Raw genomic sequence first — 15355 nt, forward strand, 5'->3', positions numbered from 1 at the left:
CCCTTGAATCGGGCTCGGTTGTCGAGGCGCTCATTGCAAGCTGCGCGTTTCCTGTCCTGATGCCACCTGTCGAATCCCCGCTCGGGCTTCTTGTCGACGGCAGCATTACTGCGGCCGCACCCGCATCGCAGGCATGGCACAGAGGTGCGGGATCGGTCGTCATGCTCGACACGGGCGCTGCCACCTTGTCCGAGGAGGAGGTCGCAGACGCTCGCTGGTATTCGGTCATGGGCTTCGCCTTGGAACACCTCATTCGTGGCCAAGCAGCGCACGATCTCGCCGAGGTGGGTCGCGAGATTCCCGTCGTCGTCATTAGCTTCCGGGAGGGTTCTCCGTTCGGGTTGAAGGAAGCGGCGACACTCATCGAGCCTGGCTATGAGACAGCAAGAACGGCGATTAGCAGTCTGGGGCAGCAATTGGCCGCCAAGCGCGTGTTCCGCAAGGGGATCTACGGCGCGACCGGATCGCTGAGTCGCGACGAACGCCTGATACCGCTCCTACGGTGAGAGACCGAACGCTGCCACAGGTTCTTCTCAGGAACTTCCCAGGATTCTGCGTCAGACTCGCCGCATGACGGAAGCGCGCGTGCTGGTGGTCGACGACGAATCGGCAATAACGCAGCTAGTTGCCATGGCGTTGGGTTACGAAGGCTATGACGTCACGACGGCTGCAACCGGCCGAGAGGCCCTTCAACTCGCCGAATCGGTCCGGCCAGACCTGATGATTCTGGACGTGATGTTGCCCGATATTGACGGGTTCGAAGTGGCCACGAGGTTGGCTCGTGACCGTCGAGGAATTCCGATTCTCTTCTTGACGGCCCGCGACTCGACCGAAGACAAGGTTCACGGGCTGACGATCGGCGGTGACGACTACATCACCAAACCGTTTGCGGTATCCGAATTGGTCGCCCGCGTCCAGGTCGCGTTACGACGGACAGGCACCAACGTCGCGTCGTCGAGCACCCTGGTCTTTGCCGACTTGGAACTGGACGAGGACAGCCGGGAGGTTCACCGTGGCGGGCAAATCGTCGACCTAACCGCGACGGAGTTCAGGCTGTTGCAATACCTCATGGCAAACGCGAGGACCGTGCTGACCCGCGCGCGACTACTCGATCACGTCTGGAGCTACGACTTCCAGGGTGATGCCAGCATCCTGGAGACGTACATCAGCTACCTGCGCCGCAAGATCGACTTTGTTGAGCCGCACCTGATCCACACGGTTCGCGGCGTCGGATATGTCCTGCGCACACCCCGGGGTTGAGTCGTGTTCAAATCGCTAGTGCGCCGAACATCGCTGCGCACCCGGCTGGTACTAACGCTCTTGGTGCTGGCGCTGTGCGCGCTGATCGTCTCCGGTGTTGTTGTCAACCGACAACTTGAGGGGTATCTGCTCGACCGACTCGACCGCCAGATTGCCGAATCTGTCCCCATCATCAGTTCCAAGCTGCTGCCAGCCGCGATTGACCGGGACGACATCAACAAGCCTGACCGCTTCCCAGTGGGATCCCTCCCCGTTGGCACGTACGGAGCCGCCTACTCCGACGTCGGTCAACTGATGACCGAGGTGCAACTGAGTTATCCGCGCGAGGCGAGTCCGGTGGGCGGGGTGTCGTGGTCGGTGTTCGCCCGTCCGTTGATCTCGGGCGAGGACCTGCAATTGGCGTCCAACCGTGGGCCCGTATTCACAACGGTCGCAGGCGATGACGGTGCCCCTAGCTTTCGACTCTTGCTCCAGTCAGTCAACGGCCGGGTACTGATTGTTGGGATGCCCCTGACTGACATCGACGCAACCCTCACCCAGTTGCTCTGGCTTGAACTCGCGGTGGGCGCGGTGGCACTGGCAATCCTCGGGGTGCTGGCCTATGTCATTGTTCGTGCCGAACTGCGTCCGCTGGAACGGATGAGCAGCACCGCGGGTGCGATTGCCGCAGGTGACCTGAGCCACCGCGTCGACGAGGTAGCTGGCGGTTCGGAGGTGGGCCAACTGGGAACGGCCTTAAACATCATGCTCAACCGGATCGAAGAGGCGTTCGCTGCTCGGCAGGCCTCGGAGGATCGGTTGCGGACATTCGTTGCCGACGCCAGTCACGAGCTGCGTACGCCGCTGACCTCAATCAGGGGCTATGCCGAGATGTTTCACCGGGGCGCGTCGACGAAGCCGCAGGATTTGGACACCATCATGCGCCGGATCGAAGCGGAGTCCACGCGAATGAGCGGTTTGATTGACGACATGCTGTTGTTGGCGCGACTGGACCAGAAGCGAACCCTCGACACGAGCCCGATGCACTTGGGGCCCATCCTTGGCGAGGTTGTGCAGGACATGAGTGCGTCTCACCCTGATCATCGCATCGTGTTAGCCACTGACGACACCCTCTGGGTCAATGCAGACGAGCCGTCAATCCGCCAGGTAGCCGTCAACCTGATCCGCAATGCCTGCGTGCACACTCCTGCGGCCACGCCGGTCTCGGTGTCTGTGCAGCGTGCGGGTGCCTACGCCGAGATCGTCGTCGCAGATCATGGCCCCGGCGTACCTGAATCGTTGCGCGCGGAAGTATTCGAACGATTCACTCGGGCGGATGCCTCTCGTGGCCGTGACGCCGGCGGAACTGGGCTGGGACTGTCGATCGTCGCAGCAATCCTGTCCGCACATGGCGGCACAGTCACACTGGGCGAGACGCCAGGTGGTGGTGCAACGTTCCGGGCGTTCATCCCGCTGGCAGCGGATCGGTCGTCGCAGCCGAGCTAGCGTCACCAAGCCGCGTCGTCGACCAGCCCCACTCTGGGTGGTCAGTTGCTGGCCGAAGCCGCGAGCAGGCTGAACGCTCCCTCGTCTTCCTGAGCGTTGTGTAGCCGCAAGACGGCATACAACCCGTAGAGCAGCCGTCTCAGTTCAACGATGTCGTCACCGTCCACGGCCTGGTCACCGATGTCGTCGACGAGTCGACGCAGTCTGCTGATCTGGTGTTCGATCTCCGCGTGGCTACGGCTCATCGCTCCCATCGGATCCGTGCCCCCGAGAATTCGGGCAACCACCGGATAAAGCAGTTGTTCTTCCTCTCGCTCGTGCGGAACCAACTCGTCTTCAAGTCGGGTAAGAAGACCGTTGAGTGCGACCAGACTGGGGTCCGCCTCTGACAGTGTGTCGGCAACCGAGCGGACTGCCTCAACGACCGATCGGACTTGGTTGTGGTCGGCTTCGATTCTCTTGATCAGGGCCGAGTCGGCTGCGGAGACTTCCAGGGTCGGCTGCCGACCAGGCGCCATGGCTCGCAACGCCCAACCCATGGCCAAGACATCAATGACTTCCTGTAGCAGCGCACCGACGGCTGGTGGCAGGTAGCCAAGCGCAGCTGCAACCATGGCGAGGCCGGATAAGCCCATTCCGATGACGACCGCCTGTAGCGCGATCCGCTGGGAGCGTCGAGCAATAGTGATCGCGCTGGCCAGCGCGCCAATGCGATCGACGGTCAGCACGACATCCGCAGTCTCCGACGACGCGCTAGCACCCCTTGACGCGAGTGCCACACCAACGTCCGCGGTCGCCAGCGCTGGCGCATCATTGACTCCGTCGCCAACCATGATCGTGGGACCGTGTTGGCGTTCCTCGGTAATGACGGCGACCTTCTCGCCAGGGTCGCGATCTGCGTGCACCGAGTCGATTCCCACCACCCGAGCAACTACCTCTGCCACCTCCGGTCGATCACCGGTGACGAGGACCGTTCGACGAATGCCAGCGGACTTCAGTTGGCGCATCATTCGTGGGGCATCCGGACGAATCTGGTCTTCGAGAACGAAGGCACCCGCGGGCTCACCGTCGACTGCGGCAAAGACTGTCAGCGATCCCTCCAACGAGGCGCGGCGACGCACCTGCCGAACCCACAGCGGCGCCCGATCGCCAACGATCCAGCTTGCTTTCCCGACCCGAACGAAATGACCGTCAACCGTTCCTTCCAGCCCGTAGCCCGCGACCTCGTGGACGGAGTTAGGCAGCGACAGTTCCATGCCCCGGGCACGCGCGTGGGAAACGATTGCACTGGCCAACACGTGCGGCGAGATCTGATCAAGTGAGGCCGAGAGGCGCAGCAACTCATCAGCCTGTAGTAGATCACCGGCAACGATGACGTCCTGCACAGTCGGCCTTCCCGCCGTCAGGGTGCCGGTCTTGTCGAACAGGATTGTGCGGCCACCGGCCAGCGCTTCGAGTACCGCGCCGCCCTTGACCACGACTCCCGCCCGCGAACAGCGCGAAAGGCCGGACATGATCGCGATGGGCGCGGCCAGCAGCAACGGGCACGGAGTCGCCACGACGAGGACCGCAACGGCTCGCACCTCATCGCCGCTGAAGATCCACGCTGCCGCCGCGAGTAGCAGGGTGATCGGAACGAAGGCAGCCGCGAACTTGTCCGCCGTCCGCACAAACGGCGCAGAGGTCGCCTGTGCCTGCTCGACCATCCGCACGATGTCGGCGTAGGTCGATTCCTCGGAAGTTGCGGTCGCGATCAGATCCACCGGCCGCCCAGCGTTGACCACTCCGCTGCGGATGTCGTCACCAGCGACCCGCCCTACTGGTATCGCCTCACCACTGAGAGCCGATTCATCGAACGTGCCGTTGCCCAGGAGCCGGCCGTCGACAGGAATGACCTCGCCCGATCCAACGATGAGTCGATCGCTTTGGGCAACCTGGGATATGTCGATGTCCTCAACCGCATCACCGACATATCTGCGGGCACGCCGCGGGGCTCGGCTCACGAGCAGACTGAGCTCACGTTGGGCACGACTAGCGGCGCGCGCTTCCAAGAGCTCGCCGCTAGCAAGCATCACGACAACGATCGCCCCGGCCAGCATCTCGCCGACCCACAGTGAACCGGCCAACGCGAGCAGCGCGATCACGTCGACGGTGAAGCGCTTGCGCAAGAGTGCATTGCCGGTGACAACCAGCGCGACGAGTAGGCCCAAGACGGTGGAGATCGCCCAGATCAGCTCGCCGAGGGACTCCTCACCAAGTAGGTAGACAGCCCCACCGAATATCAGCAGGGCGGCTGAGATCGTGAAAAATGTGACCTCGAAGCGTGCGGTCGCGCGGTGGACGAGCGACTCATCACCGGTTCCGGTCATGGGTCAATCGTAGAGCCGCGGCGCTTAAGCCTTCTTCGCCGCAGCCTTCTTCGTCGCAGCCTTTTTCGCGGGTGCCTTTTTCGCGGGTGCCTTTTTCGCGGCAGCCTTCTTGCCGGCAGCCTTCTTGCCGGTAAGGGGGTTATCAGCCGAGACCGGCTTGCCCGTCACCTGCGCGAAGCCATACCTGAGGCACTCCATCAGCAACTCACGGTTGGTCACGGCAGCGTCGTCCATCGCGACGCCGATGGCGGCGGTGCCGTGATAGGTCAACAGCGCGACGAAGACCGCTGCACCAATCGGTGGCGGTAGCGGCACCATTGCCTCGACCTTTGCCCCAGCGAGGTAGACGTCGATGGGTGGTCCAGGCACATTTGAGGCCGTTACGTCGCTTGCCTGTGCAGCGGCGGTGAGCAACTCCTTGGGAATGAATCGACTGATCTCTCCCAGTTGGTTGGTGTACTCCATCGCCGGTTCTGCCCGCATTCGCTTGACCGTCTTGCCGAGGATGTCCATCAACGTGTCAACGTTTGTCTCATTGGTCGGCAAGTTGAATCGGGCAATGGTTACCGCGTTTTGAGCACCATCGCCGGCTACTCGCAGGCTGATCGGCATGTTGATGTGAAGCTCATCAACCGGCTCACCTTCGCGCTTGTGATACTCAGCCATACCCAACGAAACCCCGGCAAGAAACGCGTCATTGATGGTGTGGCCATTGGCCTTGGCGGCGTCGCGCAAATCGCGGAAACGAACGTCGAAGTTGCCGAAGTGGTAGTTGATGCTCCGCTTGGTCATCACCGGCGACAGCGGTGAAGTGGGCGTGTTTGCCATCCGGACCAATGAGCTCACCGTCTCGGCGACTTGCTCGATCGATTCCTGCGGGGCAGTGAGGAAGCTGACCAGATTCGGTACGGCATTCTTGACCGCGTTCTTTGCTGTGTTAATGATCCACTCTGTGTTGTCCTGAACCATGATTTCGGCGAAGTGACGGGGACTCAATTCCAGTCCCTCGGGTGCTGGCGGTATTGGACCGAGGTCAAATCCCTCGGGCGTAATGTCGACCAGCGCCGCCCCCAATTGCATGGCGCCTTGCCCATCGGCGATCGCGTGGTGCAACTTGGAGATCAATGCTGCCCGACCACCGGGCAGGCCTTCCAGCAGCGTCACCTTCCACAACGGCCGATCGCGGTCGAAGTCAGTCATCCCTTGGCGGCTGCACTCGTCCAGAACGTCTTGCCAGGTGGAGCCTTCCGGCATGAGAAAACGGCGCAAGTGGAAGCTGAGGTCAAAGTTCGGATCCACGACCAATCGTGGGTTGGCGATACCAACGGGTCCTTCGACCAGGCGCTGGCGCAGGATTGGCACCACCCGGCTGGCTCGGTCGTAACGATCAACAAGCCGTTCCCAGTCCGGCGACTCCTGCAGCACCAGGCAACCGATCATCGTCGATCGCATCACGGGATCCTCGCTGGCCGAAAACCACGTGGCGTAATCCCAACCAGAAAGGCGCTCAAACTTAGGCACTGCGGAACTCCTCGTGTCGGGATCTACTGGCGCCCATATCGGCATGGTTCGCCACAACGTCCAACGCTAACGGCGATTCGCAACGGTCGCTCGCTATTGCCACCAGAGGAAGCACTGTCTGCTTGGCAACCTATTTAGCGCTTCAGGACAATCACGTCTGCCTGGCCGGGCAGGTCACCGCTTGGGTCGGTCGGAATGTCGTCAAACGTAGCCAGACTGTTGCGTGCTGCGCCGCGGCGCAAGGCCCGCGTCCAACGTCGGCCGTCATATCGAACCGGCGTTGTGGTTTCAATGAAATCCATCAGGACGTCGGCGAATAGCTCCGGCTCGTCGGCTTGCGGGAAATGGCCCGCGGTGGGGAATATCTCCAGCCTCGCGCCAGGCAGGAGCGACTGTGCCACTTCGGCATGCGCCACCGGGATCACAGTGTCCCGCTGCCCCCACACCACCATTGCTGGCAAATACTGCGCGAGGTAGGCGCGATCGCGCATCGTTACGATCTGCCCACGCCAGTCGACGATCGCTCGCAGCACATGCCGGAAGGCTTGCCGAGCCTCCTTGCTGCTCAGATCGTCATAGACGACCGACAACTGCTCAAGATCGGCTGTGAACGGCAGACCCGTACGGTGCAAACCTTTCAACAGGCGATCGCCCACCATCCGAATGGGCTTTGCCGAAACTAGCGCCAGCCCGACTCCACCGCCGGGCAGAGTGCACAGCGGAATCACCGGATTGACTTCCGGACCGAGTCCACCTGCTCCAACGAGAACGATCCGATGGGTCCGCTGCGGATACTGGTACGCGAACTGCATGGCGACGCCACCGCCAAGGCTGTGGCCAACGACGGTCACTCGTTCAATACCCAGCACCGCCAAGAGGTCGCGCATACCGTTCGCGTATCCGCCGATGGAATAATCCGCTCGGGGCTTCGCTGATCGGCCATGTCCGAGCAGATCGGGCGCAATGACCGTGTAGTGCTTGGACAGTCGCTCCACAATTGGCAGCCACGTCTCGTGCCGGGAGCCGATCCCATGAATCAACAACAGGGCTGGTCCGGAACCAACTTTCAGGTAGGCCCGCCGGTGGCCATGCAGGTCCACATACTGGACGTCGTCGAGATTCAAGCCACTCATCAGAATGTCTCCTCAGCGCCTCGGTCCCAGCGTCAAGCCAACCCTTGTGTACTGAACGTATCGCTGCCGGACTCGTGTGCGCCGCGATTCATTCAGACTCGGGTACCCCGGGGGGTGTCTTCTACCACAGTAGACCGCGAGATGAGGTCAAGAACGACCAAGTCCCCGGTTCCGCACGGTTAGGTGCGAAGCCGGGGACTAGTCGTGAACGCAAATCCTAGGACGACATCGTGCGAGATCTACTCGTCAGTGCCTTCAAATGGACTGTGCGAACGCAGGATCAGACAGGGCGAACCTGGTCTGCCTGCGGGCCCTTCTGACCCTGGGTGATCTCAAACTCGACTCGCTGGCCCTCATCTAGAGTGCGGAAGCCATCGGTCGCGATTGCTGAGTAGTGGACGAAAACGTCCGCTCCGCCGCCATCTTGTTCGATGAATCCGAAACCCTTTTCAGAGTTGAACCATTTTACTGTGCCTTGTGCCATCTTCGTGTTTCTCCTTATTTGCGGCGAAATGCCAACTCCAGTGTGACACGAAGCCACGGCGTTTACTGCATCAGGCTCGCAAAGGCCTTGCAGCATGTCGTCACAGCCTTGGCAGAAGCGGGCGATAGCGGGCCAAGATCGAAGAATCCGTGGATCAACCCACCGAAGCGGATCTGCACAACTTCAACGCCCGCCTCGACCAGGGCCGCAGCGAACGCTTCGCCCTCATCGCGCAGCGGGTCGAACTCTGCGGTTGCGACGACGGCAGTTGGCATTCCAGCTAGATCCGCGTGCATGGGCGAAAGATGCGGGTGGCTCAGGTCATCGACTTCGCCCGCGTAGTGCTGTCCAAACCACACCATGTCGTCAAGCGTCAGGAAGTAGCCCTCCTGGAACTCGACACGGGACGGGTAGCTTTCGAGTTCAGCCTGGAAATCCACGACTGGGTACAGCAAGAGCTGAGCAGTGAAGTCTCGACCGACGTCCCGCGAACGCAGTGCGGTGACCGCGGCGAGATTGGCGCCCGCACTATCGCCCGCGACACCGACCCGACTGGGGTTCCCGCCCAGTTCGGCGACGTGGTCAAACACCCACTCGCTTGCCGCGAAGCAATCGTCTGGTGCCGCCGGCCACGGTGACTCCGGTGCCAGGCGGTAGTCAATGCTGACCACGACAGCGTCGACGTCGCGACAAATGGTTCGCGCGGAGTTGTCGTGGGTCTCAAGATCTCCAATGACGTGGCCACCGCCGTGGATGAACAGGACCGTCGGGTAAGCGGACGGCTGGGCATCGTGGGTGCGAAGCGGGCGGTAGACCCGTGCCCGGATTGGCCCGACGGGGCCCGGTATCTCAACGTCAGTGACGTCCCCGACCGGCACCTTCCACTGCTCTGGCCGAGCGTCAACGGTCAGCGTTCGGAACGCCTTGCGCGCAATCTCGGGCGTTCCGCTACTCATCGCCGGGGCATCCATCGCTGCTAAGGCCTGCAAGATTGACGCGGTTGCTGGATCTAGGGGCATAGGACCAGGATAGTGCGATGTGACAGCCAATAGGAACGCGTCGGTCGAAGCGCTCGTCGATGAGTTCGCCGCTTCATTGGTAAATCTCGGCACCCATGCCAGAGCCGCGCAGGAGAAGAGGTATCTCAAGAGCGATCTCGAGCACCTGGGCGCGACGGTCCCGCAAGTTCGCAAACTGACGAGGGCGCTCCTCGATCAAGCCAGCATCGATACCCACCAGCGGCTACTGGCGCTCGCAACCGAGCTGTGGAAACGTCCTGTTCACGAGTTGCGGTCCGCGAGCATAGAGGCGTTGCGAGCACGCGCTGATCTGCTGCGAATCGAGGACCTCGCCTTCTGCGAAGTGCGCCTTCGGCAAGCGCACACCTGGGCCTTGGTTGACCCGCTCGCAACTGACGTTGTTTCGCCGATCGTCATGCGGTTTCAACCCGATCCCGACATTGATTCGGCGCTCGATCGCTGGATCGCTGATGCTGATTTCTGGGTCCGCCGGGCTGCGCTGCTGTCCCAACGGGCAATCGTGTGCACTCCTTCCGGGGACGCCAGCCGCTTCTTCACCTACGCGGACACCGAACTTGCGGACCGAGAGTTCTTCATCCGCAAGGCGATCGGCTGGGTGCTGCGGGACATGTCCAAGGGCAGACCCGATGAGGTGTTCACCTGGCTCCTCCCCCGCGCGCATCGATGCTCCGGGGTCACCATTCGGGAGGCGGTGAAGTACTTGGCGCCCGACCAGCGCGAACAGATCCTCAAGAGCTGGAAGTCCGACCGGTGAGCACAAACGTCATTGGGCCAGGGGTTCGATCGCCACGTGCAGTGATCGTGACCGCTCGCAACGATGAGATGGTCAACGCGTCGTCCTTCGTGACTGCCGTGATGACGCCGGTGTTCGTCTGAACCCGCCAGGTCACGCCTTCGCTGACCACTGTTCCTCGGACGGCCCGGCCGATCGTGGTCACGGTCAAATCCAGGGCCCACGACCGATCACTAGCCTTTTTGGCGACAGCATCGGCAGTCAACTGAAGGTCGCCATTATCTAGCTTCGTCACCTCGAGAACGCCACTGCCTGCAGGCCAAGTCGCTCCAGTCGACTCAATATTCAGTCGAGTCCCGGGCGTCAGCCAATACCGACCGTCCAGGTCGTCGGGGTTTGCGGGCTGAGTGGTGGTGTCGGCACTGGCTGTCGTTGTTTCCGTCGCAGGCGAGGCCGGGGTCCCACTGCAACCAGCCGTAAGGATCACCAGCACGAGCGCGACCGCAGTGGTCAATCGCGAATACCCGCGTCTCATGTCACCCCTAACAGATTGGATCCCATGCTAGGGGTCCACTCGACGGCAGGCTGTTGGCGGACCGCAGTTCCCCGGCTTGTGGCTACCACGCGCACGAGTCCCTTGGACAGGCGTCACCGGAGCGATGTGGCTAGGTTGCCCGACTATGGCGATCTCGAATATGACGATCTTTGTATCTGAGTTCATTGGCACCGCGCTACTGCTGTTGCTGGGCATTGGGGTCGGCTGCAACCAGTCGCTAAAGAAGTCTTTCGGGTTTGGACCCAACTGGCTGCTCACGAGTTTCGGTTGGGGCTTCGCGGTGTTTGTCGGCGCGTCAGTGTCGTGGCGCAGTGGGGCACAACTGAACCCGGCGGTCACCGTCGCACTCGCAATGACCGACGCGCAGACGTGGCGCAGCGTGCCGATCTACATTGCGGCGCAGGTGCTCGGTGCCTTGGTCGGTGCGGTGCTTGCGTACTTGTTGTACAAGAAGCAATTCGACACCAACGGAGATAACTCCGGAACTGGTGGCCTGTTCTATACCAGCGCATCCGTGCCAAGCCGTTGGTGGAACCTACTCTCCGAGGCCATCGCGACGTTCGTCCTGGTCTACTGGGTGCTGGAAAGTTCGCCGTTTCAGCCCGGCACCGCGGACAGTGCGCCGCAGTTCGGCAATGCAGCCCTCGGGTACGCGGGCGTGGCATTCGTCGTCATCGCTGTGGGCGCTTCCCTTGGAGGGGCGACTGGCTACGCCATTAATCCAGCCCGTGACCTCGGTCCGCGAATCACCTATTCGTTCTTGCCGATGAAGGGCAAAGGCAGCTCCAACTGGGGCTATGCCTGGATCGCGACCGTTGGACCACTGATCGGCGGCGTGGTCGCGGCGGGGGCATTCAATGTCGGTGGGTAGCAACTGCGTGCGGGACAGAGCCCACTAGTTGCCCGGTCCCTGCGAAAGCCAATTAAGTAGGGCGGCGTTGAAGTCCGTCGGTGCCTCGTTCTGGACGAAGTGACCAGCCTGAGCAATGAATCGCACAGTCGGCACATTCCCGGCTGCCATCACCGTTGCGAGGCTGCCGGGCGAGACCAAGTCAGCACCGAGAAATTGGTCCCTCAGTCCCCACAGCACCAGCGTTGGCGCCGTGATCTTGTCCGGCGAGTGAGTCGTGGACTTCTTGGGACTGCGAATGGCGGCTCGGTACCAACCGATCGCCGCTTCGGCCGCGCCCGGCTGACTGAATGCCTCGCGATAGTGCTCGAGATCAGCGCCGGAGAACGCGCTACGTACGTGGCTGCCACCCCTCAACGATCGCGCGATCTGGACAGAATTGTCACGGGTGAGCCAGTACTCGGGCAAACGTGGAATCTGAAAGAAGAACATGTACCACGACTTTCGCAGTTGCTTGAAGCTCCTGGTCATGGCGCGAGCGAGCACCGCTGGCGGTGGGCAGTTCGCTGTGACTAGTGCTGTCACCGAGTCGGGACGCCGTGATGCCTGCGTCCAGGCCACACCCCCACCCCAGTCGTGGCCGACAACGACTGCCTCGGTGTGGCCAAGCGCGTGGATCAGATCCACGATGTCGCCGGCAAGGGTGTCGACGTCGAATGGGCCAGCCTTGTCACTGCCGCCGTAACCCCGCTGGTCGGGTGCAACTGCGCGGTAACCTGCCTGGCCGAGGGCGCGCAACTGGTGTCGCCACGAGTCCGCGAGCTCGGGGAAACCGTGCAGTAGAACCACTAACTCACCGTCGCCGGGACCGCACTGAAGGACCCTCACCGATCGTTCGGACACCGTCACTGTCGACTCGCTGATCTGCACTCCAGCATTATGTGCGACTTCGGCGTCCCCACCAATCCGGTGCTCGATTCGACGGCCTCGAGTTTCTGCGAGTCTGCCTGACCTCCGGCGTTGGATTGTCGCGACGCCGTGCGCCAAGATGGTCATATGAACAGGGACTTCAACGGACAGGTCGCACTAATCACTGGCGGCGCGCAAGGTTTCGGCGCAGCGATTGCCCGACGCCTTGGCGCGCTAGGCGTCAAGGTCGTCATCGCCGACATCAACGAAGAACTCGGGAAGGTGGTGGCCGACGAGGTCGGGGGCATCTTCATCGCCTGCGATGTCACGGACTACACCGACAACCAGCGAGCTGTGGCCTGCGCGGTAGAGAACTTCGGCGGGTTGGACATGGTGCTGCTCAATGCTGGCGTCGTATCGGCCCTACGGATGGGCGAGAACTTCGACGAGGTGCGCTACCGCAAGGTCATGGGTATCAATCTTGACGGGGTCGTCTTCGGCTTCAACGCAGCTCTTCCCGCACTGCGTCAGCGCGGTGGCGGTGACGTCATCGCCACCGCGAGCATGGCTGGGCTGATGCCTGTCCCATTCGACCCCGTTTACGCGGCCAACAAGGCTGCCGTTGTTGGTCTGACCCGGTCACTTGGTGAAGCTCACGCCCACGAGAATGTGCGAGTGAATGCGGTCTGCCCGGCGTTCGCCGATACCGCGATCGTTGACGACATTCGAGAAGGTCTGGCGCAGGCTGGCGTTCCACTGCTGACCGTCGAAGAGGTTGTCGACGTGTTCATGCAGATTCTCGAGTCGAGGCAGAATGCGCAGTGTTGGTTCGTCCAACCGGGACGAGCCAGCGAACCGTTTGAATTCCGCCGCGCCCCCGGGCCGCGCACGGATCAAGGCGAGAAGGCACCCGCCGTGGACGCCCAAACGCAACTGCGCATCGCGGACTCACTAGCCGACCCGAAGGATTAAACCTCACATCGGCAGTGGTTTTGCGCGAGCATGCGACCCATGAGCGCGCCAATCGAGGATTACGCAGTCATCGGCGATCTACACACCATTGCTTTGGTTTCTCGTGCCGGATCCATTGACTGGTTGTGCCTGCCGCACTTCGACTCCGGTGCCGCATTCGCGGCGTTGCTGGGAACGGAGGACAACGGCCACTGGACGATTGCACCTACGACTGACATCGATTCGGTCAGCCGGAACTACCGCCCCGGAACACTGGTCCTTGAGACGGAGATGGCCACCCACGAGGGAACGATTCGAATCACCGACTTCATGCCAAAACGTGAGAGCACGAGCCACAAGAAGCCGGAAGTCATCCGCATCGTCGAAGGTCTTGAGGGCAGTGTGCATGTCCGCAGCGAATTGAAACTTCGCTTCGATTACGGCCGGGGCAAACCGTTTGTGCGCGAGACCGACTTTGGACTCCACGCGATGGCTGGGCCGGACGGAGTCTTGGTGGTGAGTCCGGGCGGAGTCGAAGTAGACATCGACGATCACACAGTTGTGACCGATCTGACGGTGGAACCCGGTCAGACCTACATCTTCCAAATTCTTTGGCACAACTCGTGGGAACCGGTGCCCGATCCCTCCCACCCGACCGCGATCCTGCAGCACACGACCCACGGCTGGCGGGAATGGAGCGAGACCTGCCCAGACTTTGGCACCTACCAGGACGCGATTGTTCGTTCACTGATCACGCTGAAGTCATTGACGTACTGGCCGAGCGGCGGCGTGACCGCTGCGGCAACGACGTCGCTACCGGAGCAGATCGGCGGTCCGCGCAATTGGGATTACCGCTACTGCTGGCTGCGCGATTCCGCAGTCACGCTGGAGGCGCTCATGCGTTGCGGATACACCCTCGAGGCCAAGGCTTGGCGGGACTGGCTACTGCGAGCCGTCGCTGGGGACCCTGCGCAGATGCAGATCATGTACGGGATCGGCGGCGAAAGGCGACTGGAAGAAACCGAAATCGACTGGCTGCCCGGGTACGAGAACTCAACGCCGGTTCGGATCGGCAACGCCGCCTCCGGCCAGTTCCAGTTGGACGTCTACGGCGAAGTCGCCGACGCCAGCTACTACTCCCTGCAGGCAGGACTCAAGCCAGGCAAGGACATGGGCATGATGGGTCAGGCGCTCGCCGAGTTCGTTCGCGACCATTGGAGCGAGCCAGACGACGGCATCTGGGAAGTTCGAGGTGACCGCAAACACTTCACCCACTCAAAGGTGATGGCCTGGGTAGCCCTCGATCGCAAGGCGCGCGCGATCGCCGATTACGGCGCCGACGGCGATGAGCAGGAATGGCGAACGGCCGCCGACGCGATCAAAGAGGACATCCTTGCCCACGGTGTGGACCCCGACCGCAACTGCTTCACCCAGTCCTACGGCTCCAAGGAGATGGATGCGGCGCTGCTGGTAATCCCCCAAGTTGACTTCCTGCCGCCCGACGATCCGCGAATCATCAATACCGTCCACGAGGTACAGGCGCAGCTGACGGTCAATGGCCTGGTCTTGCGTTATCTGGCCGAAACCACCGACGACGGGCTACCTGGAACCGAAGGCACCTTCATCATCTGTTCCTTCTGGCTCGTTCAGGCCCTTGCAATCATCGGCGACGTCGAGGCGGCGCAGATGCTCTTCGATCGGATCCTGGACGTTCGCAACGACGTCGGTCTGCTATCCGAGGAGTACGACTCCATCAACCACCGCATGCTCGGCAACATGCCCCAGGCCTTCTCACACGTCGGCTTGATCAATGCCGCGTTGGCTCTCCACGACGCTGGCGCGACCAGAGCCGGCAGGACCTGACACCGGCTCGAAGCGGGGTCCACGCTGCTTGTCCTCGACCCGCAGTGCCTTTCGCACCAGAATCACTGCACCGGCGCCAGCAGCGACGGCGGTGAATCCAGCCGCGACTGCTCCGAGCACAGACGCGGTGGCAACACCCCAACTCGCCACCTTCACTGCCCGCCAGTCGACGTGCTCGTCTAGGCGATCCTCCGCGCGGAT

15 protein-coding genes are annotated in these 15355 nt (G+C 62.0%); 7 read left to right on the forward strand and 8 right to left on the reverse strand.

Translation table 11 applies throughout. From position 1 onward, the window contains the following. From KAZ48_08045 to KAZ48_08055, 3 genes are all read left to right on the forward strand, one after another. Positions 1–506 (forward strand): patatin-like phospholipase family protein (locus tag KAZ48_08045; protein MBP7972738.1); only part of this gene is annotated, 506 nt, incomplete at its 5' end. Between the two features lie 64 nt (positions 507–570). After that, on the forward strand, positions 571–1260 hold the full coding sequence (locus tag KAZ48_08050; GenBank protein ID MBP7972739.1) for a response regulator transcription factor: 690 nt from the start codon (positions 571–573) through the stop codon (positions 1258–1260). A 3-nt stretch (positions 1261–1263) separates the two neighbouring features. Continuing rightward, entirely contained in the window at positions 1264–2745 is a 1482-nt protein-coding gene (locus KAZ48_08055) for a HAMP domain-containing histidine kinase (protein ID MBP7972740.1), read from the forward strand. 41 nt (positions 2746–2786) lie between these two features. Here the strand turns inward: KAZ48_08055 and KAZ48_08060 are convergent, their stop codons facing one another. From KAZ48_08060 to KAZ48_08080, 5 genes are all read right to left on the reverse strand, one after another. Continuing rightward, positions 2787–5114, reverse strand: coding sequence for a heavy metal translocating P-type ATPase (locus tag KAZ48_08060; GenBank protein MBP7972741.1), 2328 nt, complete (start codon positions 5112–5114; stop codon positions 2787–2789). Positions 5115–5138: 24 nt separating this feature from the next. Further along, positions 5139–6635, reverse strand: coding sequence for a DUF1298 domain-containing protein (locus KAZ48_08065; protein MBP7972742.1), 1497 nt, complete (start codon positions 6633–6635; stop codon positions 5139–5141). Positions 6636–6769: 134 nt separating this feature from the next. After that, entirely contained in the window at positions 6770–7768 is a 999-nt protein-coding gene (locus KAZ48_08070; GenBank protein ID MBP7972743.1) for an alpha/beta fold hydrolase, read from the reverse strand. 280 nt (positions 7769–8048) lie between these two features. Continuing rightward, positions 8049–8252, reverse strand: coding sequence for a cold-shock protein (locus tag KAZ48_08075; protein MBP7972744.1), 204 nt, complete (start codon positions 8250–8252; stop codon positions 8049–8051). Positions 8253–8314: 62 nt separating this feature from the next. Further along, complete coding sequence (locus KAZ48_08080; GenBank protein ID MBP7972745.1) at positions 8315–9271, reverse strand: alpha/beta hydrolase; 957 nt, start codon at positions 9269–9271, stop codon at positions 8315–8317. A gap of 19 nt (positions 9272–9290) precedes the next feature. Between KAZ48_08080 and KAZ48_08085 the strand changes: the two genes are divergently transcribed. Next, positions 9291–10046, forward strand: coding sequence for a DNA alkylation repair protein (locus KAZ48_08085; protein MBP7972746.1), 756 nt, complete (start codon positions 9291–9293; stop codon positions 10044–10046). On the opposite strand, the gene KAZ48_08090 is transcribed toward KAZ48_08085, so the two are convergent. Then, on the reverse strand, positions 10021–10320 hold the full coding sequence (locus KAZ48_08090; protein ID MBP7972747.1) for a hypothetical protein: 300 nt from the start codon (positions 10318–10320) through the stop codon (positions 10021–10023). The two genes, KAZ48_08085 and KAZ48_08090, sit on opposite strands and share 26 nt — an antisense overlap. Before the next feature lie 385 nt (positions 10321–10705). On the opposite strand from KAZ48_08090, the gene KAZ48_08095 reads away from it, so the two are divergent. Continuing rightward, a complete protein-coding gene (locus tag KAZ48_08095) occupies positions 10706–11452 on the forward strand; it encodes an aquaporin family protein (protein ID MBP7972748.1) in 747 nt (248 codons plus the stop codon). A gap of 24 nt (positions 11453–11476) precedes the next feature. Here KAZ48_08095 and KAZ48_08100 read toward each other — a convergent pair whose 3' ends face one another. Beyond that, the gene (locus KAZ48_08100) at positions 11477–12280 is read right to left on the reverse strand and encodes an alpha/beta hydrolase (protein MBP7972749.1); all 804 of its coding nucleotides are present in this window, start codon (positions 12278–12280) and stop codon (positions 11477–11479) included. Positions 12281–12487: 207 nt separating this feature from the next. Between KAZ48_08100 and KAZ48_08105 the strand changes: the two genes are divergently transcribed. Beyond that, positions 12488–13312, forward strand: coding sequence for an SDR family NAD(P)-dependent oxidoreductase (locus tag KAZ48_08105; protein MBP7972750.1), 825 nt, complete (start codon positions 12488–12490; stop codon positions 13310–13312). Between the two features lie 39 nt (positions 13313–13351). Further along, complete coding sequence (locus KAZ48_08110) at positions 13352–15154, forward strand: glycoside hydrolase family 15 protein (GenBank protein ID MBP7972751.1); 1803 nt, start codon at positions 13352–13354, stop codon at positions 15152–15154. Here the strand turns inward: KAZ48_08110 and KAZ48_08115 are convergent. Next, positions 15083–15355 (reverse strand): hypothetical protein (locus tag KAZ48_08115; protein ID MBP7972752.1); only part of this gene is annotated, 273 nt, incomplete at its 5' end. The genes KAZ48_08110 and KAZ48_08115 overlap by 72 nt on opposite strands.

The organism is Candidatus Nanopelagicales bacterium (genome assembly GCA_018003655.1).
Taxonomy (GTDB): domain Bacteria; phylum Actinomycetota; class Actinomycetes; order S36-B12; family UBA10799; genus JAGNDY01.